Source organism: Paenibacillus radicis (ex Xue et al. 2023) (assembly GCF_024722015.1).
Taxonomy (GTDB): domain Bacteria; phylum Bacillota; class Bacilli; order Paenibacillales; family NBRC-103111; genus Paenibacillus_S.
Window position 1 is genome coordinate 1 of the sequence record NZ_JANQBD010000002.1, and the last position, 23,162, is coordinate 23,162.

Sequence of the window (23,162 nt, forward strand, 5' to 3'; positions counted from 1 at the left end):
TTCATAGTAGAGCGTCCTCCTGGATGATGGGATTTAAAGGGCTTTGACCCGTTGCGTACTCCCATCGTACCGAGGCGCTTGTTTTTTTGCAAAGCTCAAAAATAACGCTCTACAGGAATGCTAACGTGTCCTCTTAGTTTAGCAACCGTTTTCTCTACATCGTTGTATTTTTTCTCGCCGAAGTAACAGCTAAATTGCTAAACTCTTGTAAAAAATCGTTGTGGTCGCGCTCGTTATCTGCGTAATTTCCTTTCTCCTGATTTGACATACGTACTACTACTAGATCTAAATCTGGAACAACTAAAACTAGAGGACCGTATGAACCCACAATTTCATATGAATTTTGTGGTACATTTTTCCCCATTGAACATTGTGATGATTCACCATCCTTAACGAACCACAGGCAGCCGTTTCGTGGAAGCCCCTCAGATAATTCAATTGGCGATTGTACAGCAATGGCGTTCCTAATAATGATTTCAGGAACAATGGATTTGCCGTTGATGATACCTAATTTCAAATGCAGATATCCCCAATAAGCTAGTTCCCTTGCTGAAACAAATAAATTCCCTTGACTCCCGTCAGTGTTAGAACGAACACGTACATAAGCGCTTTCACCACTAATAATAGGTACGAGCTGTTCTGAAACAGCACTACGATAACCTGTTTCTGTCCATCCTAATGGTTCAAATATCTTTTCATGCAGTAAATTAATATATGGTTTTCCTAAAGTATTACTGATTATTGTTTGCAGTAATCTAATGCCCACACTGTTATAATCCCAATCCGTACCTGGTTTAAAAATTCTCGATATATGACCCTCTTTTTCTGATAGCCCGTGGGTATAAGTTAATAAGTTTCTAATTGTGACGCCTTCTAAAGCAGCCCTTTCACTATCACTAACCTGTAAATATTTCAATACATAATCGTCGAAAGAATGGATTTTCCCCTGATAGAATGCCCACGCCGCTGCAAGTCCAAGGTAACTTTTTCGAACAGAGGCAACGTTAAATTGCGAATCCGCTCCAGTTTTGCGTGCTGCCTCGTCAAAGGAATGAGTACCGCTGTAAATTTCAGCAACGATATGGTCATTTTGAATGGCAAATAGCGCACATGCCGAGGCAGCATTCAATTTACTAATTTGCTCAACATAAGACATCAGATTGTCAAAGCTAGAATTTATCTTTCTCTTCAGCATCGCATAAACGCCCCTCTAGAATAAAATAAAAATCACCCATTTTCTCTAGAGTATACCACTTATAAAATTAGAATTTGATATATCTCTGCTAAACATGCTTAATACGCGGAAATGACTGGGCCGCCACATTCATGGTGGAACCGCAACCTCCTTATTGGGTGAAACTCAATCAAGCCAGAACTTCGACCATAAATCCACCCGGGGATTGAACATAGAATGTCCAACCATGCGACCTTTGTGGTGGCTTCACATCAAACCCATCATCTTTCAGACGTTGATTGATCTCGTTCACCCGCTCTTCGCTCTCCTGAATGAAGCCGATATGAAAGGTCTTAGGATAACTGACTTGAGCACCGCTCATCAAGGTAAGCACTAATCCGTGGTTGTCAGATAGTACAGCGAATGAATTACCTCGCGTGCTCCCGGTTTTTAGTTCGAAATATTTCTCCAAGAACTCTCGAGTCGCTTTAACGTCGTTGACCGTGAGATTAAGATGGTTTAATTTCATAAGTTACAACTCCTTCATATGATACTGAGATACTTCAAAAATTAATTCCAGCATCCATATTTTAACACAAGCATCATGTTGTCAATATTATATTCGCTTGCTCGATTTACACAAAACTATTTTTTGATCCCTACAGGAATAGATATGGTCTTGTCGTAGGTTTTAATATAGTGATATCCGTTCAACAGCAAGTATTCTGGAGAGTCAAATGTATTAAAAGAATACGTCTGCTCCCACAAGATATTACCGTTCTTAAGATCCCACGGGCGTGAAGAGGAAATGGATGATACGGGTACTGCGATACCACCCGCTTGAACAGATAAATTTCCCGTTTCCAGGATTGTAAATTGTTGTCTAGCGATTACGATATCATACCCTGTATCGGTTTTTGTGACGCTTCGAATCCATATCTTTTCACTTCCAATTTTTATGGATTGGTCCGATGGTGAGGCTAGTGAGATAGATTCTTCAACTTTCTGATAGCCGGCGAAATTTTCAAGTACAAGTTCAACAGTCTCAATCTTGTCTGTCGGAAGCACATCATATTCAAGTTCAAATCCCGGGAAGCCTTTTTCGCCGAGACGATCCGAACTCATTCCCCATGATTTCAATTCTGTTCCATTCACATAAAGCTTTGTTTCAGCTGAAAATCTCGGGAACTTCTCATAATCCATTTCATAGTGTCCCTTCACGATGGTTGAAGTTGGTGAAGCCGTAATGGAGTCATAGTGCACAGTTCCCTGATCGACAGGAATGGATTTTGAAATGTCCTTTTTAAGCATACTGTTCATCGCTTTATTCGCTTCAAACTTGAAAGAGATCGGATATGACGCCTGTTCCCCGTTATCTAACCGCTCACTGAATGTGACGGTTAATGTTCTGGAGAATGGACTAACCGGCTTGAATTTATATACTCCCTCGTAGTGGGTCTCGTCTTTGCTATAATTTCCATTTCCTTCTTTCGGATCTGAATCAGTCAAGAACCCTTGCATTTTACCCACGCCGTAACGAGATGTACCATTATCTCTAAATACGGAGCCTGTGAGTCGATCAATGGTGTAATACATTAACAATGCGTTATCGTCCGCGATAACCCCATTGATGGTAATGATAGTGCCGTCATTAAGTGTTTTGCTTTTGTTGATCGTTTGTCCGTATCCTTGCTCCGCCACTTCAGGAAAGCTCAGAGAGCTCAGCTCGATTTTATTAAACAACTTACCTCCGTAATAAGCAAATGCAGGAAATTGATAGGTACCTACAATCAGAAGGAATGCTGCAACTGATGATGTAACCCATTTCATTGCTCTATTCGTGTTTCTTTTCTTAGTGGGGACATGCTCAAGTGCAATTCGAAGTATGCCCTCAAGTTCTGACGGAGCCTGTACGATATTCATGGTCTGTTTGTGCACCTGTAATCTCTCCTCGACCGTTTTCATAACGATCACCCCCAATCATGGCTTTCAGTTTTTGTATGCCTTTCGATATTCTTGATTTAATTGTGCCAACCGGTGCACCGGTCATGTCCGCAATCGTCTGATACGGAAGATCATGTACGAAACGAAGTTCGATCGCTTCCCGCTGCCGTGTATTCAGATTAGAGAGCAGCACCTGCATGTCCATCTCGGACTCCGTATATCGATATGGATTATTGGCAGTTAATGCAGCAAGTGATGCTTCTCGCTCGTCTCCTAGTGGAAGAAATCGTTCCTTTTTCTTGAGGATGGTTTTGCAACGATTGACGAGAATGGTTTTGCTCCAGCTGTAAAAGACTTCACTCTTTTGCAATTGATCCAATTTTTCATAAAGCGTAACAATCATATCGGCCATAGCATCCATCGCGTCATGCTCATTTCTCATGTAGCTGTAGGCAAGACGATAATAAGCGTCCTGATCGGCTATGATTAGTTGTAATAAAGCTTCCTTGTTGCCTTTTTGGGCTTGTTTGACAAGACGGCTTACATCCATATTCTCACCCCTTTTCATAGATAAGAGATCGCAGAGGTTATTAAAGTTCATTTTGCGCAAAAAAATCTCCACAACCAAGTCATAGGGACGTTATCCGATCCCTATGACTTGGTTGCGGAGGTATATGAAATCAATAATACTGTATCCCATATTCGGAGTCGAAGGAATAACCTCCCCCCCCCACGTTTCTAATTTGGTTAGGGAAATCTGCTCACCTGTCTCGGCGTCATAGGCTCATGTTCCGTCAATTCTACGATGGACTGATCTTGTAGAGTGTGTGCCTTTTGCCCAAATAATCGGTGTATTCAACATACTCTATTTCTCTAGATGCTGCATAATGAAATACAAGCTGTTCACTAATCATTTCAGTTATAAAAGTTGTCTTGGTTGAGTTGTGACTTACTGGAACTAATTTGAATTTATATAACACATCGTACATTTTAGGGACAGTTAGATACAGCTCGTTATTTTTTAATGATACGTCTAACACTTTATTCGTCCCATTTTCAATCATGTACTTACCTACTTTGGAATCTTTATTGTTCAATTGGATTGGCTCAGCTGGAAGTGGCAATGAAACGTTACCCTCAAAAATAGTCTTGGCAATTTCTCTGCTTAAATGAGTTACAGGAACAACACTCATGTTACTCAAAAAGATTACAGTAACTTGTTCGTCTACAAATCTTAGGAAATCGCAAAAATAACCGCTAATATCTCCAAAATGATTCACGCATTTCCTGTCCCATACTTCTGAAACCATCCATCCACATGCATACGAGCCGAGATATGGAGTAAACATTCTGTCCATCAGTTCATTATTAAGGAGTCTGGATGTTGTTAAGGCCTTATCCCAGATAAACAAATCTTCCGTCGTAGAGTATAAACCATAGGCTCCTAATGGAAATGACATGTCCGTATATGCTGGGCGAATCGGTTCTTCATAAAATGAATAGCCAGAAGCAATATCTGAAACAAGCTTTACACCATCATCACAGCCAGTATTATACATACCCAACGGTAGACAAATTTGATCCTTAATATAACTGGAATAGGGCATCCCTGAGACTGTTTCAATAATTGCCGTTAGCAACGCATATCCAGAGTTTGAATACCCAAACCTGCTTCCTGGCTCGAAGTCCAATTCACTTGCTTTGAATGAGTTAATAAGTTTTTCCAAGGTCGAAGGAAGTCTCATTTTATGAGACCAAAAATCAGGAAAACTTGTATAATTGGGAATGCCAGATGTATTCGTTAAGCAATGAAAAATTGAAATCCGATCACCGTTCGGGTAATAAGGTAAATATTTGCCAACAAAATCGTTTATGTTCAAATTTTTCTTCTCGTGTAATTGAAATATGCTCATAGCTGTGAAGCCCTTAGTAATAGAACCAATTGGGAATTTAGTAGTAGATGTATTTGGCACCTTATGTTCCCAATTCGCTATTCCAAAGCCTTTACTCATAATGATTTTCTCGTTACAAGCTATTAATATGGATCCATTCAAGTATCCGTTTTGATCGTATGCTTCCATCCATTTACTTATCCGTTCTAGGAGCATACGAAGTTTCCCTCCTCGGGGTCAAGAGTCATCAACTACAAGATAACCAAACTGCAACGTAATAGTTAGAAGTTTTAATAACAATATTACCACAATATGGGCCATAGGCTGAACAAATCTGCCCGTTTCAGGAGGTTTATAGAGTTCTTGTCGAAGTAATCCGGAAATAAAAGAAGAAGAGCTTCTGTCGTGCAAAGCTCCTCAACTATAGTTTACACTTTAGTCATCTGATTTTTTTGTTCTAGTAACCACAAAAAGCCGTTCGCATTACTTTGCCGTTTTATTCATGAAGTCGACGTATTCTTTCTCCGCATCAGCGGTTGCCGGATACCATTCCTTCTCCAGGAAATCTTTCAATTGCTGCTGTGTAACTCCGCCCGTAATGTATTTCATCTCCTGCTCATCCTTCTTCTTAACGATATCGGGAATGCTGCTGTTCAAGTTCAAAATCTTCGGAGATCTTACCGCAGGGACGTTCACCGTTTTCATTCCTTTTAAGGCAGCTTCCGTTTGTTCCTTGAATTTATTTACTTTCTCCGCAGTATCGGCTCCCTCGATAATCGCGCCATTGCCATCAATTGCGTTAGCAATGGTCATGTAAGTGCTTGTCAGAGTAGCTAGCTTTGCGGCTTCCTCCGGTGTTCTCGTAATGTTTTTCGTAGCCGGATCATAGCTGTCGAACGTGACCCCTTTTACCCCAAGCTGGAATAGGGTGTTGGCTTCCACTGTATTGCCCCAATCCAGGAATTTCAGTACGGCATCCGCGTTTTTGGACGATTTGGAAATCATCCATCCGCCCCACGTAGCAGGAGTCACCCAATCCGAAGCAACCCCGGTACTGTCCTTTAATACGCCGTGGTACGTATATTTTTTATCCGATTCCTTCTCCTTCGACAGGTTGGCCATCACCGCGTATTGATGCGCGTAGATCATACCAATCTTGTTCTGATTCAGTTTATCCTGGTCGACATAAATTTTGTTGATCAAAAATTCCGGATCGATCAGCTTTTCATCGTTCAATTGCTTCAGATAAGTGAGGTACGGGAGGTAACCGGACATTTTCTCCCGGATTTTATATGCTCCATCCGTATCCTTCACTCCATTCACCACCGGAAGGGCAAAGGCCGAGGCAAGGAAATTAGATGCGTTCCAGATCGTATTAGCGGCTAAGGACGGATTGGAGAAGCTCAAGCAATAGGTATCCGCCTTCCCATTGCCGTCCGGATCGTTCTTCGCGAACGCTTGACATACTTTCGTGAACTCGTCCAATGTTGTAGGCGCTTTTAAATTCAACTTGTCAAGCCACTGCTGATTGATCATATAGCCCCAATGATTGACGATATTCGGCCGTGGAATTAAGTATGTTTTACCGTCGTTAACGGATTTGACGCTGTCCCACATTTCCTTCGTAATGTTCTTGGTCAGATTCGGGTATTTGGAAATTTTATCGTCGAGCGGCATAAGCAGGCCGTTCTTAGCCCACGTTTCCATATTGGCGTCCGCGCCGCCCCAGTTATAGATGAGGTCCGGCAAATCACCCGAAGCCATCAGCACCTGCAACTTATCGACGTAGTTGTTAATCGGCGGAGCTTCAATGGATAGCTTCACATTAGCCAATTTCTCCGCTTGTGCGATAACAGGGTTGTTCTCGAATACAATCCCTGCGTTCACCCTGTTGAACATTTTAATGGTGACCGGTGCGCTTGTGCTTGTACCCGAGCCGCTTCCGCTTGCCTGTTCATTCTTGGGGCTTTCGCCTCCTTGACTGCAGCCTACCAGAGCAGAACCCAACAGCGACAGACTGAGGAGCGAACCTGCCATATTTTTACCCGCCTTTTTCATGTACAACACTCCCTGAATTATGAATGTATATTACAACTGCAATGACGCAGCTATAAACGTAAGTCAATCAGCCTTTGATGGAGCCGATAAGCATGCCCTTCATGAAGAACTTCTGCAGGAACGGATACACCAGAATAATCGGCAGCGAGGCAAAGATGATAATCGCCATCTTGATCGTAAAGACGGTCACCCCGGTGCTGTTCATATCCATTGCATCCTTTGCAAGGCCCCCGTCGTCGACCACCAGATCGCGCAGAATGAGCATGAGCGGCCATAGATCTCTTTTGGACGTATAAATGATAGCGGAGAAAAACGTATTCCATTGCGTCACTGCGTGAAAAATAACGAAAGTTGCAATCGCCGGCTTGGAGAGCGGAATGATGATCCGGCTGAGCACCGTAATTTCATTGGCCCCATCGATGAAGGCCGACTCTTCCAGACTCGGAGGAATGGCGCTGACAAAGTTTTTCATCAGGATCAGGTTGTAAGCGCTAAGCACCCCCGGCAGGATCATGCTCCACAATGTATTGTAGAGGTGCAGAGTCTTAATCAAATAGAAGTTTGGAATTAAGCCGCCATTGAAGAACATCGTAAAGGTAATGAGAATCAGGATGACATTACGTCCCTTAAGGTCCGTTTTGGATAGCGGGTACGCCGAGATGAGCAGCAGAGAGATGTTAAGCGCCACACCGATTACGGTGATCAGGATCGTATTTCTATACCCGGTCCACATGACCTTCATTTGAAAAATTTGCTTGTACGCTCCAAACTCCAGTTGGCTCGGGATCAGCTTCAGCGGGTTGGCCAAATATTCGGAATACGGCGTTACCGAGAAGGATGCGACGTAAAAGAATGGGAATAAGCAAACCAGGGCGAATAACGAGATGGTGAAGTAATTGAACCAATCGAATGATTTATCTGCGAATGATCTAATTTTCATGCGATTACCAAATCCCTTCTTCTTTCATTAGCTTGGCTATTTGATTGCTTATCAGCAGGAAGATTAAGCCAATCACAGAGGTAAACAGTCCGACGGTCGTACCGAAGGAGAAGCGTCCGCCAAGAATACCGACTCTGTACGCATAGGTCTCAAATACTTCGGACACTTCCAAGTTCATTGGGTTCTGCAGGACGAAGATTTGCTCAAAGCCATTACCCATGATGTGTCCGAGTCTAAGGATTAGCAGAACGACAATCGTCGATTTGATTCCCGGAAGCGTAATATACACTATTTTCTGAATCCGATTAGCCCCGTCGATGCTAGCCGCTTCGTACAATTCCGAGTTGATTCCAGCAATGGCGGCGAGGTAGATGATGCTTCCCCAACCGGATTCCTTCCAAATGCTGCTCAGGATGACCACGGGTCGGAAATAGTCTATATCAGCCAGAAAAAAGATCGGGTCCGTGCCGAATTTGCCGAGAAAAATGTTGACGATTCCCCAGGTTGGCGACAGGAAGTTCACCAGAATGCCTCCGATAACTACCCAGGAGATGAAGTGAGGAAGGTAAATCAAGGTCTGGGCGACCCGCTGGTAAACAGCGCTGCGCAGCTCGTTGAGCAAAATCGCCAGGATGATTGGGAAGGGAAATCCGAATACCAATTGCAGTAGGCTAAGATAGAGTGAATTCCAAAACACCTTGTAGAAATCGCTCAAGCCAAACATGTACTTGAAGTTGTCCAGGCCAATCCAGGGACTGCCTAAAATGCCTTTGGCGAAGTTGAAATCCTTGAACGCAATCAGTACACCATACATCGGGATGTAGTTAAATACAAAGAAATATACGACACAGGGAAGAAGCAGGATATATAAGTATTTCTTCTTATTCAAATAATGAAGCGCACTTTTGGTAGACACGAATACTTTCACCTCGGTTTAATCTGTATTTGTCGGAGTCGCGGGGATCTCACAGGACCATTGTATAATTTCAGCCCTCGAGCAACATCTATTAACTATGGAAAAATGGATATAATTTTTAGGTTTGCGATGATCGTTTCATCCCTAAAGCAGCATCGGCATATCCAAGCACTATTGGTGCTCGTGCCTCTCGTTATTTCAATCGACACAAAAAAATCAGCAGCCCGGATACCTATCCGTTCTGCTGATTCCCACACTATTTCTGCTGCTCTGCGCGCTGCTGACTAAATATATCGTAAATATCCTTCGTCAAAATAATCTTGTCTCTGTCGTTGGCATAGAAGCTTCTGTACCAGTCATCGACCTTCTTACCTCCAGCCTTCTCCCATACTGCTTCCGCATCCTGCCGGGCCATCTCAGGTGAGTAGCCCGGGTTAAGAATGGATTTGATCCAGATGTCGCCTTCACCGGAACCGACATGCCTCGAAGCTTCGGTCAGAATCTGCTGCAGCTCCGTAGGCAGCTGCGGCATTTGCTCCGAATGGGTCGGACCCGCCACTTGCAGATTAAAGTCCACATAGGACGAGTTGAGCTCAAACATCTGCTTCACCTGCCTTTGCAGTGGATCCTGGCTGCTCAACTTCTCTGTCCCGTAGTAGCATTTACCCGAAAGAATCGGTGAAGCCAGTATGGCGAAATCCCCGGAGCCGTAATTAAATTCCGTCTTCCATTTGTCCAGGTCCAGCATCTGCGGACATTTACCCGACTCCGTCTTGCTGTGGATCCCCTCGAATCCGTAATACATCGTTTTCATAAACGTTTCCGAGGTGGCAAAGTCGACATACTTCATCACGGACTCCAAATCTTTAGCCTGCGCGTTCACTACAGCCGTCATTTGAATCGGATTCACAAAGATCGGATTGAACTGCCCGATCGGCGTCTTCGGATAGGGAATGACCGTCAGCTCAGCAAGAGGAACGTTTCTCTTCAATGGCAAGTAAAAGTCCGTATAAAAAGTAACAGGCACATTAAATTGGTCCATATAGATGCCGATTTTGCCGTTTAGGAAATCCTGCTTCGCCTTCGAACCATTCTTATCATTCAAGTAGTTCTTATCGACCAGCCCTTCGGTGTAAATTTTTTTCTTAAAGGCAGTAACCGCTTCCAAATGATCCCAGCCATGAACAAGCTCATTATTATGAACAACATAGTCCGGATACGTGACGCCGAATATTTCATCAAGAACCGCTCCGGGGTTTAAGGACATGGCTATACCGTAGGTATCGTTCTTGCCGTTGCCGTCGGGATCGCGCTCTGTGAACGCTTTTGCCACCTGGTAAAGCTCCTCCGTCGTTTTCGGAGTGTCGAGGTTCAGCTTTTTCAGCCAATCCGTACGAATAAACAGCCCCCGCTGCGGGATCGTTTCATTGATGCGGCCGAACTGGAACAATTCGCCATTCGCCGCCCTTCCCACTTTACCCAGCACCGGATATTTTTTCAGCAGCTCCTTGTAATTCGTACTGTACTTCTCTATCATGTCATGAATCGGCAGCAGCAGCTTCTGATCCATCAGTGTATACTTCAGCGGAGCGGTATACTCCTGAATCAAATCTGGCGCTTCTCCGGCTGCAAATAATGTATTGAGCTTTTGCTCCGACTGTGAGCGGGGAACAGGTACGAACTTGATATCCACCGGTCCGGTTTCATTAATCCATTTGGTTATTTTGTTATTTTCAACTGAGCCTTGACTGGATGGAATCGTACCCCGTTCATAGATGGTAGCCGTAATATGCCCTCGCTTCTCGGACTTCTTGACCGCATGGGTCGTATTTTCTTCCACGGATATGCAGCCAGTTGCAGAACACACAAGAATCGTAATAACTGCTATAGGTAGGAAAACCCGCAACCTTGAAATTACCATGACGGCTCCCCCATATTTAAATTTGACTGAGCTTGCGGAACTCCTTCGGAGAGAGACCCGTTGACTGCTTGAACAGCTTTGCAAAATAATTCGGCAAATCATATCCAATCATGCCGGATACCTCCGTCACATTCATATCGGTGTTGGACAGCAGCTGCTTCGCCCTTTCCATCCGCAGATCGATCAAGAAATTGACGAAGCTACAGCCGGTTTCCTTTTTGAATAGATGGCTAAAATAGGTGGTGTTTAAATGTACCTGCGAGGCGACCTGCTGCAAAGAGAGAGGCTCGGAATAGTGCTCCTTCATGTAGCGGATCGCCTTCGATATCGCGTTAGCGCTGTGCTTACTTTGCCATTGATGATACGTATGGAGGAACCCGTCTGTCTCCGCCATCATCCAAACATAGGCTTCATCCGTGCTGCGGCATTCGTGGAGCCTGCTGATTCGCTGAGTCAAGGCTTGCGGGTCGTGCTCCGACTCGAACTGCTTGCGTGCCGTATCCTGAAGCGCGAAGCTAAGCGATAAGGCATCAATCTTCCAGCTGTCCCCCTGCATGGCGCATATTTCCTTCATGAGCTGCTCCAAATACTCCTTCAGATTGTTCGTTTGGCCCCCCAATATAAAAGCCACCATCTGCGAGCTGATCAGCAGCTGCTGAGCCCGGTTCAGCGGGAACAAATCTTCCACACTGCCTCCCGGAGCCGCATCCGTACGGGTCATGATCGACTCGTATAGATCGGCTAGCTGCAGCAGACTTTGAATTAAGCCCCCTTGATGCGTGGTTACGGTGAGTCCCAAGAGCTGCATAACGGTGGCGCACACCTCAGTACACAGAGACTGCTCTTCCGATCCTTGGGTTATGAAGAGCGCATAACGGCCAGGTTCTACGAGCAGCAGCGTACCTGACATATCATGCACGTCGAGCAATTCGCTAATAATATTCAGGACGGCAAACTGCAGCAGCGGCACATCGCGCTTCGAATACTGCCTGTGAGCTGGAAAATAATCGGTAATCTGAAACAGAATAAGCCTACTGCCGAATAGGCTGTGCTCCAGTTGCGTAACGGATTCTATCGAATAAGGAGACCGCAAAAAGATGGAGCGGAGCGTATTCTCCAGCTGCAGCTGCCTTTCACTAGCCTGTTTTCTAAGTCTTTTCTGCTTTTCCTGAACGATAGTCTCTACCTTCTCGAGCGCCGTGTCGATATCCTGCTTGCTGCAAGGCTTTACGAGCAGGTCAAGCGCACCATGCCGGAGGGCGGTCTGGGCATACTGAAAATCCTGAAACCCGGTAATCACGATAAACTCGATGTCCGGAGAAGCCGCCTTTGCGCGCTTCAGCAGTTCCAAACCATCCATCAATGGCATCCGGATATCCGTAATTACGAGATCCGGATGCCATTCGGCTATAAGCTGCTCCGCTTCTTGCCCGTTCTCCGCTTCCCCGCACACATTCCAGCTCATCCCTGAGCCAGCAATCATTTTGGCCAGCCCTTTGCGGAATAAAGGTTCATCCTCCACCAGAAGAATTCGTGTCACTAGCAGCCGCTCCTTCCTTCGCATAATAGGCTTCATAAGGTAAAGTTAAACGGATTAATGTTCCTGGACGCAATCTTCGGATATCCAGCCCGTACGGCTCGCCGTGGACCAGATAAATGCGGCGAACTACATTGCGGACACCGATGCTTTCCCTCTCTCTTCGCTCGTCATACATAGTCTGTTCATCCAAAATTTTATGAATCATTCCTGAGTCCATCCCGCACCCGTTATCCTGAATTTCAATACGCAGGTCGGTTTCGTGACGGTAAGCGCGAATCAACAGCCGTTTGTCTGTGGTCTGGTCCCGGAATGCGTGAACAAACACATTTTCTACCAAAGGCTGCATCAGCAGCCTCTGCATCGGGCAGTCCGCAAGCTCTTCGTCCGACTCGATACTTACATTCAGCTCATCGCCATGCCGTGCTTCTTGTATCGTAATGTAGTTGCGGATTTGTGCCAGCTCATCCTTCAGCGTGCTTGGAGTAGTTACGGGAGCTAAAGAATATTTCAATAAATCGGACAAGCTGGTAACGAGGGACGCGGTTTCCACATCATCGTACAGCAGCATAATTTTCCAATAAATCGAATTCAACGCATTGTGCAGGAAATGGGGATTAAGCTGTGCCTGCAGCGCCTTCAGCTCCGCCTCCTTCTCGCTTAGCTTACTTATGTAAACCTCTTGGATGAGTGATTGGATATTGGCGATCATAGTATTGAAGCTATCGGACAAAAAAGCAAATTCGTCACTGGATGTTTTCGGGATTATGACGCGCAAATTCCCTTCGCGGACCCGCTGCATCGCCTTGACCAGCACTTGCAGCGGCCGCAGCAGCTTAGCGCTGAAGATATAGACACTGACCGCCATAAGAATAACGCTCACAAGGCCCGAGATTAAAGCCAGATGGTAAATGTTTCGTCCCTTCGCTTTTATATCCGTTAAGGAAATGCCGCTGACGAGCGTGAAAGACCGGGGCTCATGCACACTTTTTACGAAGAGGTAATCTTCGCCGTTGTTATGCTGAATGAACGATCCCTCCCGCTTCTCCAGCTTGGGCTCAAAGGCTGCCGTGTCTTGAGGTTCCCGGCTGTAAAGCAAACGATTGTACTGATCGTAAATATAAGCCCCCGTCGTCCGGCCGGCCATAAGCGGTTCAAGTGAGTTTCCTAGAAACGCCTCATCAATGACCAAGATAATCATCCCGTATGCGGTTTGCTGCTTGGTTGATTTTAACAGCCTGGCCGCTACGATACTGCTTTTATCTCCTGACGGCTCGGAGGAATCCGGGATCTTCATCCTTTGCCACACAATCTCCGCGGAGGTTGTCGGCATTCCCTTCTTTACCTGTTCGTAGAACTCAGGAAATCTCACTTGAATGGAAGCGTTCGACTGACTGTAATACATATTGTGGCCCTGCAGATCCACAATGTATATCGCGCGAATTTGTGGCGTTTCATTTTTGAGAGGAAGGAGAATGTCCGCGAGGTTCCGCTCCAGCATAAAATCCCGGTAGGCCTCACTGACACCGTCTGCCGGTTGGGCATGTGTACCTTGAACGATTTGCTCCACGAGCGGATGGAAAAAGACAAAGTCGGTAATCCGGTAAACATCTTGAATCTTAAAGCCGATCTGTTCAATTGTTTGTTCGCTGGTTTTGAGATATTGCTTGCTGATTTCGCTTTCGAACATATTCAAATTAATTCGGTAGGAGGCGTAGCCGGTAACCAAAGAACAGACGATAATGATGACGGATAAGCACAAAATTAACTTCACTTTAAAGTGCTGATTAATATATTGAAGTATATGGCTGTGCATCATCTGATTATGAATTCCTCCTGAAGGACGGCACCGGGTGAGCTATAGACGTAAACAGAGAAATTGATCCCATCTGACACAACTCCCCTGGACATAGTTTAGCACTTTCACTAGGACTTAACAGCCAACAATGATTGAAAAACGGATAAAATCTTTAGGTCTATCTTTTGATCTAATGAGTATTTACATGCCCGTCTAGCTCAATGAACGTTCGCATACTAACGACCTATACCTTTTGTACATACCTTCTATGTTCCAAACAACCTAAGTTTTTGATCTAATACTGTCTTATTCTCAGCATCTCTTGTGATTTGGTGTTCAAAGGTCCCCGGCTCAAAAAACAAAGGAAATCTCCTTTTAAACCAAGACTGCATCGGTAAATTTAAAGCTTCCTTAATTGAAACCCAAACTAATTCACCTTCTGGAGGGTTCTGAAGTAGTTCTCCTTCGAAAGAGGTTGCTAAATAGTTAAAGACCATATAACGATATTTTTTTTCTGGGATAACAAATTCATATAGACCTTTATAAACAATATCGATTACACGCAGACCTGTTTCTTCCCATACTTCTCTAATTGCACCCTCACTTGTGGTTTCGGGAAAATCAACCTTTCCCCCCGGAGCAATAAATCCAGGAAAGCCTAATCTATCTGGACGATTTATTAATAATACTTTGTCCCTATCTTGAACCATACAAATGGTATAGATGTCAATTTTAATCTGAGGTGCTTCTCTCATTTAATCGTCTCCCGTATAATTTCATATAATCCTTATTTTAGCATATTTTCAATTGATCAGAGACTATTTCGTTATTTGCCATACTCTCATGATCTTTCCTAACGGGTACTTGCTCATGAAAGAGTCACAGGGTATCCCCGGTTCCCGTGCTATCAATGTTCAGCATGCCTGGCTCTTTGGTTACTGAGTTAAGCCGTATTAATTCAAAGAAGACGGAATATCAATAAGAAAGAGGTGATGGTAATATGACTCTCCCGTTTCTTGCTGAAGATTCAACCTTCTTCGCCGCAGCCGTAAAAGCCTCCGAACAATCCGCTGCACCAAGCCAAGAAGCAAATTCAAGATTTTTCCCCGGCTTCAGACAAGGCTTCATCCGTACAAACGGCGCAATTATAAACACGCTTGTCGGTGGCAGCGGACCTCCATTGCTATTACTGCACGGACATCCCGAAACGCATGTCGCTTGGCACAAAGTTGCAGGAACGCTTGCAAAGAGTTTTACCGTGGTGATGACGGATCTACGGGGATACGGCGACTCCAGTAAGCCGGACGGCGGTCCGAATCATATTCATTATTCCAAAAGAGAGATAGGACTCGATCAAATCCAAGTGATGAACATGCTAGGTTTTAGGCGATTTCAAGCGGTAGGCCATGACCGCGGAGGACGGGTTCTTTTTCAGATGATGTTGGATCACCCCTATGCTGTGGAGAGAAGCGTTGTACTGGATATTGCCCCAACTACTCAAATGTACGCTCATACCAACCAGGAATTTGCCACTAAGTACTTCTGGTGGTTCTTTCAAATTCAACCGGCACCGCTGCCTGAACGCATGATTGATGCGATGCCTGAGCTCTATTTGGCGAATCATTTATCTGCTCAAAGCAGAACGCCTGGAGCGGTAACGCCTGAAGCCTTTGCAGAATATTTGCGTTGCTATAGGAATCCCGCCTGCATTCATTCCGTTTGTGAGGACTACCGTGCTTCGGTCACTATCGACGTCTCCATCGAGAATGAGCAAAATGGACTCAAGGCTGCACAGCCGTTTCTAGTGCTCTGGGGACAAAAGGGAACCGTTGGACAACTCTTCGACGTTCTTGGCTTATGGCGAGAACATGCAACTGATATTAGCGGTTATCCGCTACCCTGCGGTCACCTTATTCCTGAGGAGGACCCTCAGGGTCTGCTACGAGCGTTGCTTCGCTTCTTGCGTGTCTGAGGGCGTACTTATAATGGGAAATCAGAAGAGGATAATCCGTTGTTCGAACCTCCGCGAGCTCGGCAAATTTCTTTTCTAACTGAATTCGAACCCCTGCCGGGTTTAAATTTACTTCCTTAGTTCTATCCCTTCCGTTGGCCAAATGTTATCCAATCCTCCCTCGTAACCCTTGCCGATTACTATTCCAATATTATTTTTCCATCGAATTTTTTAAAGTCTTTAAATACTCTTTCGTGATGTTTTGCAAAAAGCTCACTTGAAGCTTCTGGTAGATTATCTAACGGATAAAACTTAGCATCCACGCTTTCATTTGTCTCTCTTTCAAGTGTTCCCGTCCACTCATCCACTTTAAATAAATATTCTATTATATGATGCTCGTTTCCCCAACGGTCCGTGAATGTTTGCGTTGTTGGAGATGAATAAATAGCAATTAATGTTGCTTTAAGAACATCAAGCCCTGTTTCTTCTTTAACTTCACGCTTCATCGCTTCAAATACTGACTCGTCTAGCTCCATGGCTCCTGCAGGCATGCCCCACTTTTTATCACCACTACGTTTTATAAACAAAGCACGACCTTCATCATCAAGTAAGATTGCCCGTACTGAGTTTACGATTATCTTTTGTGAGCCAAGGACTTTGCGAAGATTACCTATATAAGAATCGTGCCACCCACTACCCATTTTTCTCACCCTCTGGATTATTTTGGATGATATTATAATAATACTTAAATCCTATTAATAAAATAGTTTAATTTATATGGATTCGTTCTAATGAAAACAGTTAGACTGATGAATCGAATCTGAAATAACAAAAAAACGTTCACATCTGTGAACGAAGTTCTAATTTTGAGAACACCATGTATTGTGATTGAGAGAATGCTTGGGATGCTTTCATTTTGCCTAAAATCATGAGTAACGGATCAAACCTCCATTTACATGAATCACTTGACCAGTGATGTACATGGATTCATTTGCTGCAAGGTATACGAAGGCGGGAGCTATCTCGAAAGGTTGTGCTGCACGTCCGATCGGGCTGTTAGTGCCTAGAGTAGCTACATGTTCTTTGGAGTAGGTACTCACATTGAGCGGCGTCCATGAAGGGCCTGGAGCGACCGCATTAACCCGGATCCATTTATCAGCCAACGACAGTGCCATACTGCGAGTAAAACTTACTATTGCACCTTTAGTCGCAGAGTAATCAATAACATCCTTGTCTCCTTCGTATGCGACCCTTGAAGTTGTATTGATGATGGCGCTGCCTTTGTCCAAATAAGGTAGAGCGGCTTTAGTCAAATAAAACAAGGGGAATATATTGGTTCGAAAAGTGTTTTCGAGTTGTTCGTTGGAAATGTCCATTATACTGCCCGTAAAAGGTTGAACGGCAGCGTTATTGATTAAGATGTCTAGTCTATTATAATGACGGAGCGTTTCAGCTATTATATCTGGTGAACTGTCTGGATCGCGAAGATCTCGAGCCAGAAGCAGACAGCGAGTGCCGAATTGCTCAACATACTTTTTGGTTTCTTCCGCATCAATATGTTCATTTAAATATACAATAACCAGATCCGCTCCTTCTTTAGCATAAGCGGCTGCAATTGCACGTCCAAATCCACTATCACCTCCAGTAATGATCGCAACCTTCCCTTTCAGCTTGCAGCTACCGACATAACCGGGGTAATCAAAAATAGGACGTGGCGTCATGAGATACTCTAGACCAGGGACTTGATCCTGATGCTGGGGTGGGAATGCTATAGGCTCCTGTACTAACTTAGTTTGATAACCAATGAAGGGGTACACAGGATAGTAGAATTGCATATTTACCACCTCCGAATAGTCGCTAGTAAATCTTTTTTTCAGAATCCCCTTAACGGTTATACTGACTTACCTTAAAAGATCTGAGCTACATCTAGATTTATTCATCAGATTTATGAAATATGTTTACTTTACACTCAAGTTTCTTCCCAATCCTCATTCCTCTATCGACGATCCATTTCAAATCGAGCCACCTTTCCCCCTTAAAGCACATAAAGCCGTGATGTTTGCTACAGCAAACATCACAGCTTTATGCATGCACTTACCTACATACGTTTACCTATTGGGCTGCTGAAATAATTTCTTCGTATGCCCAGTGCGTGCTGTCCAAGTCAGTAAACGGATTGTCTCCTGCGGAGTAAGTTCCTTTAGCCGGGCTTCTGCCTAACACGCGGTTGACTAAGGCAATGAGCTCCGCTCTCGTAATCGTGCCATCCGGTTTAAACGTGCTGTCGGAATAGCCTTGAATAATACCCTTGGAAACGAGGAGCTCAATGCTGCTCTGCGCCCAATGACCTTGAATGTCCTTGAGATCTGCTTTGAATGTGCCCTTATCATGATAGAACGTAGATAAGATACTGGCAACTTCTGCACGACTCAGCCCTTTATCAGGCATGAATGTACCGTCCTCATATCCTTTGAATAGTCCTTTGGCGGCAAAATACTGGATCGCCCCGTACGCCCAATGCTCGGAGGCAACATCTTTGAACGAAGACTTGCTCGCCGGTTCTTTCTTATCGAGGTTGGCGCTTAGCTGAAACAAAATATACGCTACTTCGCTTCTCTTAATATTACCGTCCGAATTCACAAACCGCTTACCGCCCTCTTGGCTATAGCCGGTGATGTATTTGACCGAAGGGTCTGCCGATAAGACGACACCTGTTGTACTTTCCAGTACAGTACCCGGTTTAGTGGGCTCGGCAGATTGAACCGGGACTTCCAGATCGGCCGCTTTAACCGGATCGCTAGGATCTACCGGGTTTACCGGGTCTACCGACGATGTGCTGGACTTCCTGTGGACTGTATACGAAGGATCTACAGGAAGTGCAGGCCAGCCGTTTGCCAGACGATTTTTCCATGTCACGTAATCGGTTTCAATCAATCTCTTTGGAGTTTCCACATACCATTCATATGCAGTGCGGGTATCATAAAACATAATTTTAGCCGCAACGGTGTAGTTGCTGTAGTAACTAGAAGCCCCCGGTTGTCCGATCACTTCCCTCGGATCGTTCGGGTTGAAGTTCATCAGCGGAATGTCGCCTCGAGTAATTTGACGATCCGAAAAAAATGGAACGAAGCTTGAGCCCGAAACTTTGTAGTTTCTCGCCCATGTTACATGGCCGGGTTGGTCGACTAAATACCGTTCGATACCGTTATTCATTGTTATATCTGATACAGTAATCATTATTTTGTCGTTAATTTTCACGCTGGTCAGCCAATTCACAGCCGCTTCCGCCGCAGCCTTTACTTCGTTGGAAGGATTGCGGACGTTCATCAAAAATTGTGCAATACGCGTCGTTTCAGTAGCATTAATGCCTGGACGCTCGTAAGTTTTACCGATCACAGGACTCAGATTAACGGGATGATGATGCGAGCTCCAGCCAGTTAGTGTACCGTTTACTTGGATCTGGGTTTTCACGATACAGTCGATGCCCTTCTGGAGTGCTTTATCCATTAGAGAAACAAGCGATTGGTTGTTATTTCTTACGAAAACGAATTGCTGGTCATTGAGACGGGCAACGTCGTTGAATAATGTTAATACACTGATCATAGCATTGTCCGCATAAGCGATTGTGCTGTTGTAGCCGATGCCGTTTTTTTGAATCGACCAGCCGCCATTATCCATTTGCGCATCGAGCAAGTATTGAATTCCTTTGTAGAAAGCCGGCGTATATTGAGAGGCTTGACCAGGAAAAGCAGTGATCATCTTGGCTAGATAACGAAGCTCTGTTACCGTCGATACTTGTTCTCCTGCTATCGTTTCGATAGAAGATTTGCCTTTCGTGCCTATTTTGCCAACCAACTTGCTTTGCGCCATGTCGATATCGCCGCTAAGCTTCATAAAACCACCGTCATCGTTTTGCAGAGCGATAATATTAGCTGCAATAGTTTGCGCCTTCTCGCTATTTTTGACTGGATCTAGGGAAAAAATTTGATCAAGCCGCGAGCCTTGCTTGTCTGGATAAGACATGTTCGACTTGTTTGTCAACACTTTCACTACAGCATAGATGGATGCTTGACCGCTATCCCAATAAAGTGATGCCCCAAAAGCGTTCAGGATGTAGCGAACAGGCAAATAAATGATTGTCACATCACTGGCGACCAAGGGATTGACCGACCCAAAGCTGGAATGGCTTGATACGTTGATTCTTTGCGGCTTGCTCGCTGCCGGCAAAGCGGGCAAGCTTTGCCCTTTCAAAGTTACATTTGTGGAACCTACCGTCATGACAAGCGTATCCCCATTCAGCGACATCGTAACGGTATCTCCTTGTTCCTCATAGGTGCCGCCAACTTGACGGAAGAACTCTTTCAAAGGAGCTAAATATCCGTCGCTCGCCGCACCCTCCGTAATATTGGTCAGTGTGCCTATACCTGTAACGTTCAGGCCTTCGACTAATTCAACCGGGTTGTAATGATCAACCAGGAAAATTGGGTCCGAATTTTGGAACCACACCCGTTTTAACAGCATTTCGGAAAATTGGAAGTTGTCTTTATCAACGCTTGCCGCACTAACAGGCATCGCTGAAAATAGCATACAGAAAACAAGAAGCAGTGAAAGCATGTGTACATATTTTCTTTTATTCATTGTGTCGTCCTCCTTTTCTGTTCGTTATTTTCCATATCCGTAGCCATTACCGCCTGCTTTAATCCAGTTGTTGTAATAGCCGGCTGCCGTGCTTTTGGTATTCGTGTTCGTGAAGGAATAACCGCTTCTGCGCTCGTGAAATACTTGGTTATGATCGTAAACGATAATCGAATCGCGGTTCGAGAACAAAATATCAAATTTGCCGTCTTTGTTCAGCTCCAGACTGTAAAAACGTCCGAAAAATTCCATGCTGCTTGGTTTGTTATTAGCTAATATAAGCGGCGAAACAAAGCGATCGCCTGCTATTTCGCGGGTTCTGTCCGTCACTGTAAAGGTGGACAATCCCATTTGCGGAATAAATTGCGTCCATTGATAGTGGCTAATAATGGCTTGAGCCACCTCATCGAACTTAAACAAGCTATCCGGTACAATTTCAGATGCACGAATTTTGGTTAAGAATAGCATGACGCGTGCGCTTTCACCCGTTGTAATCGACGGATGCTCATAGGCACGTCCCATTGTAGGTTTTCCGGTATACCGGTCGTATTGTTGCCCCCAACCTGTCAAACCGTAACCTTTAACGTAAATTTGTGCATCTAGCGTGTATCGAACACCGAGGTCGAAGGCGCGTTGAAATTCCGAAATCGGGATATCGCCTTTTTCAATAACGGTTTTGTTCGCTTCAGCGCGAACCCACGAGAAATCTGTCCAAAAGTTCGAGCCAGTATCTGTGTCGTAGATGACATCCATCAACGTTTCAAGCACACTGGTCATGGCGTTATCGTTGTATGTAATATTTTTATAGTAACCGATGGAATACGGATAATATTGTGCCCAACCGCCGCTTGTTGGCGTATTCGGTTTGCTATTGTTATTATAGAACATCACTTGTGCATTTAAGTAATAGTGCATGGAATCCCAAAAGCTTTTTTCCAGGCATGCCATAATGGACTCGTAGGTAAGGTTGTCTTTATCCAAGCGGCCCAGTTCCTGAAGTCTAGCAAGCGTCTTCGGCATGCTAACTTGCAGCGTTGAAGCAATCTTCCCTTGAAGACCGGTGTATAAAGGCGAGTTGCTTTCAGCGGCTTCTTTCATCACTTTCAACACTCTGGCTAAATAACGGTTTTCGCCAAAGGTTGCCCCATTATCGATGGTTGAATAATGCGGAGCAAGCTTGGCCAAAAAATCATCCTGCAGGAGATCGTAACCTGCATTCGTTTTTTGCCAACCACCATCTGTATTCTGAAAGCCGACAACATTAAGCGCTGCTTTAATGGCATTGGTTAATGTGTCTGTGTTTCCATAAACACTTCCATAAACATTCGCAGTGACAATACCGTTCCCCCCCTCCAGGAGGGCTGTCGTATAATTGCTGTTGGGTAGGGTTGTAGTGATTGTAGGCTCGACGGCTTTCGGCTGAAAATAAAGCTCCCAACCGATTTCGACGCGTCTCATCGGCTCATTCCACATGACCTGTGCGCCTAAAGCTTCCGCGGTAAATTTGACAGGAAGATAGAATGCATAGTAATCGCTTCCGTTTTCAAATACTTCTCCTTTTACTTGTACTGCGTAAGGAGCAAGTTCGGACGACGGAACTGTAAGCGCTTTCCCATTTAACGTCGCTGATGTGGAACCGAGCGTATAAACCAGTACATCCTTATTCAGGTTAATCGTAATTTTGCCTGGATTTAAGTTGCCGTCCCAGGTGAAGGTACCGGGCAGTGCTTCGATCATATCTCGAAGAGGGGCCATCATCCCATTCACATTGCCGTACCCGAATTTCATTTCAGGTTTCAGAAAAAGTCCGTATTCCAATTCTTGCGGTCCAAACTTGCCGGCATTCGATTTCATCGAGTAGTTGGGCTCTGTCTCAACGATCCCGCCCCATTTGACAATTAAATCACTCAGATCTACTGCTTCACCTGCCTTGGCTTGATTTGTGAAAGCGGGTACAAAAAGTGATACGCACAGCATACAAACCATAAATTTGACAAAGATGCCCCTGTACATTTCTCCTACCTCCTAAAATAGTTATTACAACTCTACTCCATCATTCTAGTATGTTGTATATATTATTTCAATAAAAATGAATATTAACGCTTAGAGGAACGGAGGATTCTAATTTTGGGATCAAAATTCTCTAGAATGAATCTTTCTCATCTCCGCTTCGCTCGTTTTGCATTAGCGGTTCGAGTACAACCGCAAAATGATCGCCAACAGCAGACAACCGAGAGCAATGATATCTATGATAACGACATTTCCGATCTTATTGTTGAAACCTCCGATGGAATAAGCAAGCATAATAAACGATGCTATACTGATTATCCCCCCGATGAAAGCGAGCAGTTGAAGCATGGGTTGAAATGCGGCGCTGGCGGAATTTAACAGGGAGG

At 44.7% G+C, this 23,162-nt stretch carries 18 protein-coding genes; 2 read left to right on the top strand and 16 right to left on the bottom strand.

Annotation, left to right across the window (positions count from 1 at the left end; all coding sequences use genetic code 11):
* Positions 1-154: 154 nt before the first annotated feature.
* From NV381_RS02625 to NV381_RS02680, 12 genes are all read right to left on the bottom strand, one after another.
* Complete coding sequence (locus NV381_RS02625) at positions 155-1,195, bottom strand: serine hydrolase domain-containing protein (protein ID WP_258211712.1); 1,041 nt, start codon at positions 1,193-1,195, stop codon at positions 155-157.
* Positions 1,196-1,364: 169 nt separating this feature from the next.
* Positions 1,365-1,703, bottom strand: a complete 339-nt coding sequence (locus tag NV381_RS02630) for a VOC family protein (protein WP_258211713.1) — start codon at positions 1,701-1,703, stop codon at positions 1,365-1,367.
* 116 nt (positions 1,704-1,819) lie between these two features.
* Positions 1,820-3,139, bottom strand: a complete 1,320-nt coding sequence (locus NV381_RS02635) for a DUF4179 domain-containing protein (protein ID WP_258211714.1) — start codon at positions 3,137-3,139, stop codon at positions 1,820-1,822.
* A complete protein-coding gene (locus tag NV381_RS02640; protein ID WP_258211715.1) occupies positions 3,066-3,668 on the bottom strand; it encodes an RNA polymerase sigma factor in 603 nt (200 codons plus the stop codon). Before NV381_RS02640 ends, NV381_RS02635 begins: the two co-directional genes overlap by 74 nt.
* Before the next feature lie 250 nt (positions 3,669-3,918).
* Positions 3,919-5,226, bottom strand: a complete 1,308-nt coding sequence (locus NV381_RS02645; protein WP_258211716.1) for a serine hydrolase domain-containing protein — start codon at positions 5,224-5,226, stop codon at positions 3,919-3,921.
* A gap of 267 nt (positions 5,227-5,493) precedes the next feature.
* Positions 5,494-7,068, bottom strand: a complete 1,575-nt coding sequence (locus tag NV381_RS02650; protein ID WP_258211717.1) for an extracellular solute-binding protein — start codon at positions 7,066-7,068, stop codon at positions 5,494-5,496.
* Positions 7,069-7,135: 67 nt separating this feature from the next.
* Complete coding sequence (locus NV381_RS02655) at positions 7,136-8,008, bottom strand: carbohydrate ABC transporter permease (RefSeq protein ID WP_258211718.1); 873 nt, start codon at positions 8,006-8,008, stop codon at positions 7,136-7,138.
* Between the two features lie 4 nt (positions 8,009-8,012).
* The gene (locus NV381_RS02660; RefSeq protein ID WP_258211719.1) at positions 8,013-8,924 is read right to left on the bottom strand and encodes an ABC transporter permease; all 912 of its coding nucleotides are present in this window, start codon (positions 8,922-8,924) and stop codon (positions 8,013-8,015) included.
* Positions 8,925-9,180: 256 nt separating this feature from the next.
* Positions 9,181-10,845 carry an extracellular solute-binding protein gene (locus NV381_RS02665; RefSeq protein WP_258211720.1) on the bottom strand — a complete coding sequence of 555 codons (1,665 nt, stop codon included), beginning with the start codon at positions 10,843-10,845 and terminating at the stop codon, positions 9,181-9,183.
* A gap of 16 nt (positions 10,846-10,861) precedes the next feature.
* Positions 10,862-12,385, bottom strand: a complete 1,524-nt coding sequence (locus NV381_RS02670; RefSeq protein WP_258211721.1) for a response regulator — start codon at positions 12,383-12,385, stop codon at positions 10,862-10,864.
* Positions 12,357-14,201 (bottom strand): cache domain-containing sensor histidine kinase, encoded by a 1,845-nt coding sequence (locus tag NV381_RS02675; RefSeq protein WP_258211722.1) that lies wholly within the window; start codon positions 14,199-14,201, stop codon positions 12,357-12,359. Before NV381_RS02675 ends, NV381_RS02670 begins: the two co-directional genes overlap by 29 nt.
* Before the next feature lie 245 nt (positions 14,202-14,446).
* Positions 14,447-14,935: an 8-oxo-dGTP diphosphatase gene (locus tag NV381_RS02680; RefSeq protein ID WP_258211723.1), complete on the bottom strand. Its 489-nt coding sequence runs from the start codon at positions 14,933-14,935 to the stop codon at positions 14,447-14,449.
* Between the two features lie 245 nt (positions 14,936-15,180).
* Here NV381_RS02680 and NV381_RS02685 point away from each other — a divergent pair, with 245 nt between their 5' ends.
* Positions 15,181-16,152 carry an alpha/beta hydrolase gene (locus tag NV381_RS02685; RefSeq protein ID WP_258211724.1) on the top strand — a complete coding sequence of 324 codons (972 nt, stop codon included), beginning with the start codon at positions 15,181-15,183 and terminating at the stop codon, positions 16,150-16,152.
* 179 nt (positions 16,153-16,331) lie between these two features.
* Here the strand turns inward: NV381_RS02685 and NV381_RS02690 are convergent, their stop codons facing one another.
* From NV381_RS02690 to NV381_RS02705, 4 genes are all read right to left on the bottom strand, one after another.
* The gene (locus NV381_RS02690) at positions 16,332-16,832 is read right to left on the bottom strand and encodes an NUDIX domain-containing protein (protein ID WP_258211725.1); all 501 of its coding nucleotides are present in this window, start codon (positions 16,830-16,832) and stop codon (positions 16,332-16,334) included.
* Positions 16,833-17,057: 225 nt separating this feature from the next.
* Positions 17,058-17,966, bottom strand: a complete 909-nt coding sequence (locus NV381_RS02695; protein ID WP_258211726.1) for an SDR family oxidoreductase — start codon at positions 17,964-17,966, stop codon at positions 17,058-17,060.
* Between the two features lie 277 nt (positions 17,967-18,243).
* Positions 18,244-20,769, bottom strand: coding sequence for a pectate lyase (locus NV381_RS02700; RefSeq protein WP_258211727.1), 2,526 nt, complete (start codon positions 20,767-20,769; stop codon positions 18,244-18,246).
* 24 nt (positions 20,770-20,793) lie between these two features.
* Entirely contained in the window at positions 20,794-22,779 is a 1,986-nt protein-coding gene (locus tag NV381_RS02705; RefSeq protein WP_258211728.1) for a pectate lyase, read from the bottom strand.
* A gap of 114 nt (positions 22,780-22,893) precedes the next feature.
* Between NV381_RS02705 and NV381_RS02710 the strand changes: the two genes are divergently transcribed.
* Positions 22,894-23,154, top strand: coding sequence for a hypothetical protein (locus NV381_RS02710; protein WP_258211729.1), 261 nt, complete (start codon positions 22,894-22,896; stop codon positions 23,152-23,154).
* The last annotated feature ends 8 nt before the right edge of the window (positions 23,155-23,162 follow it).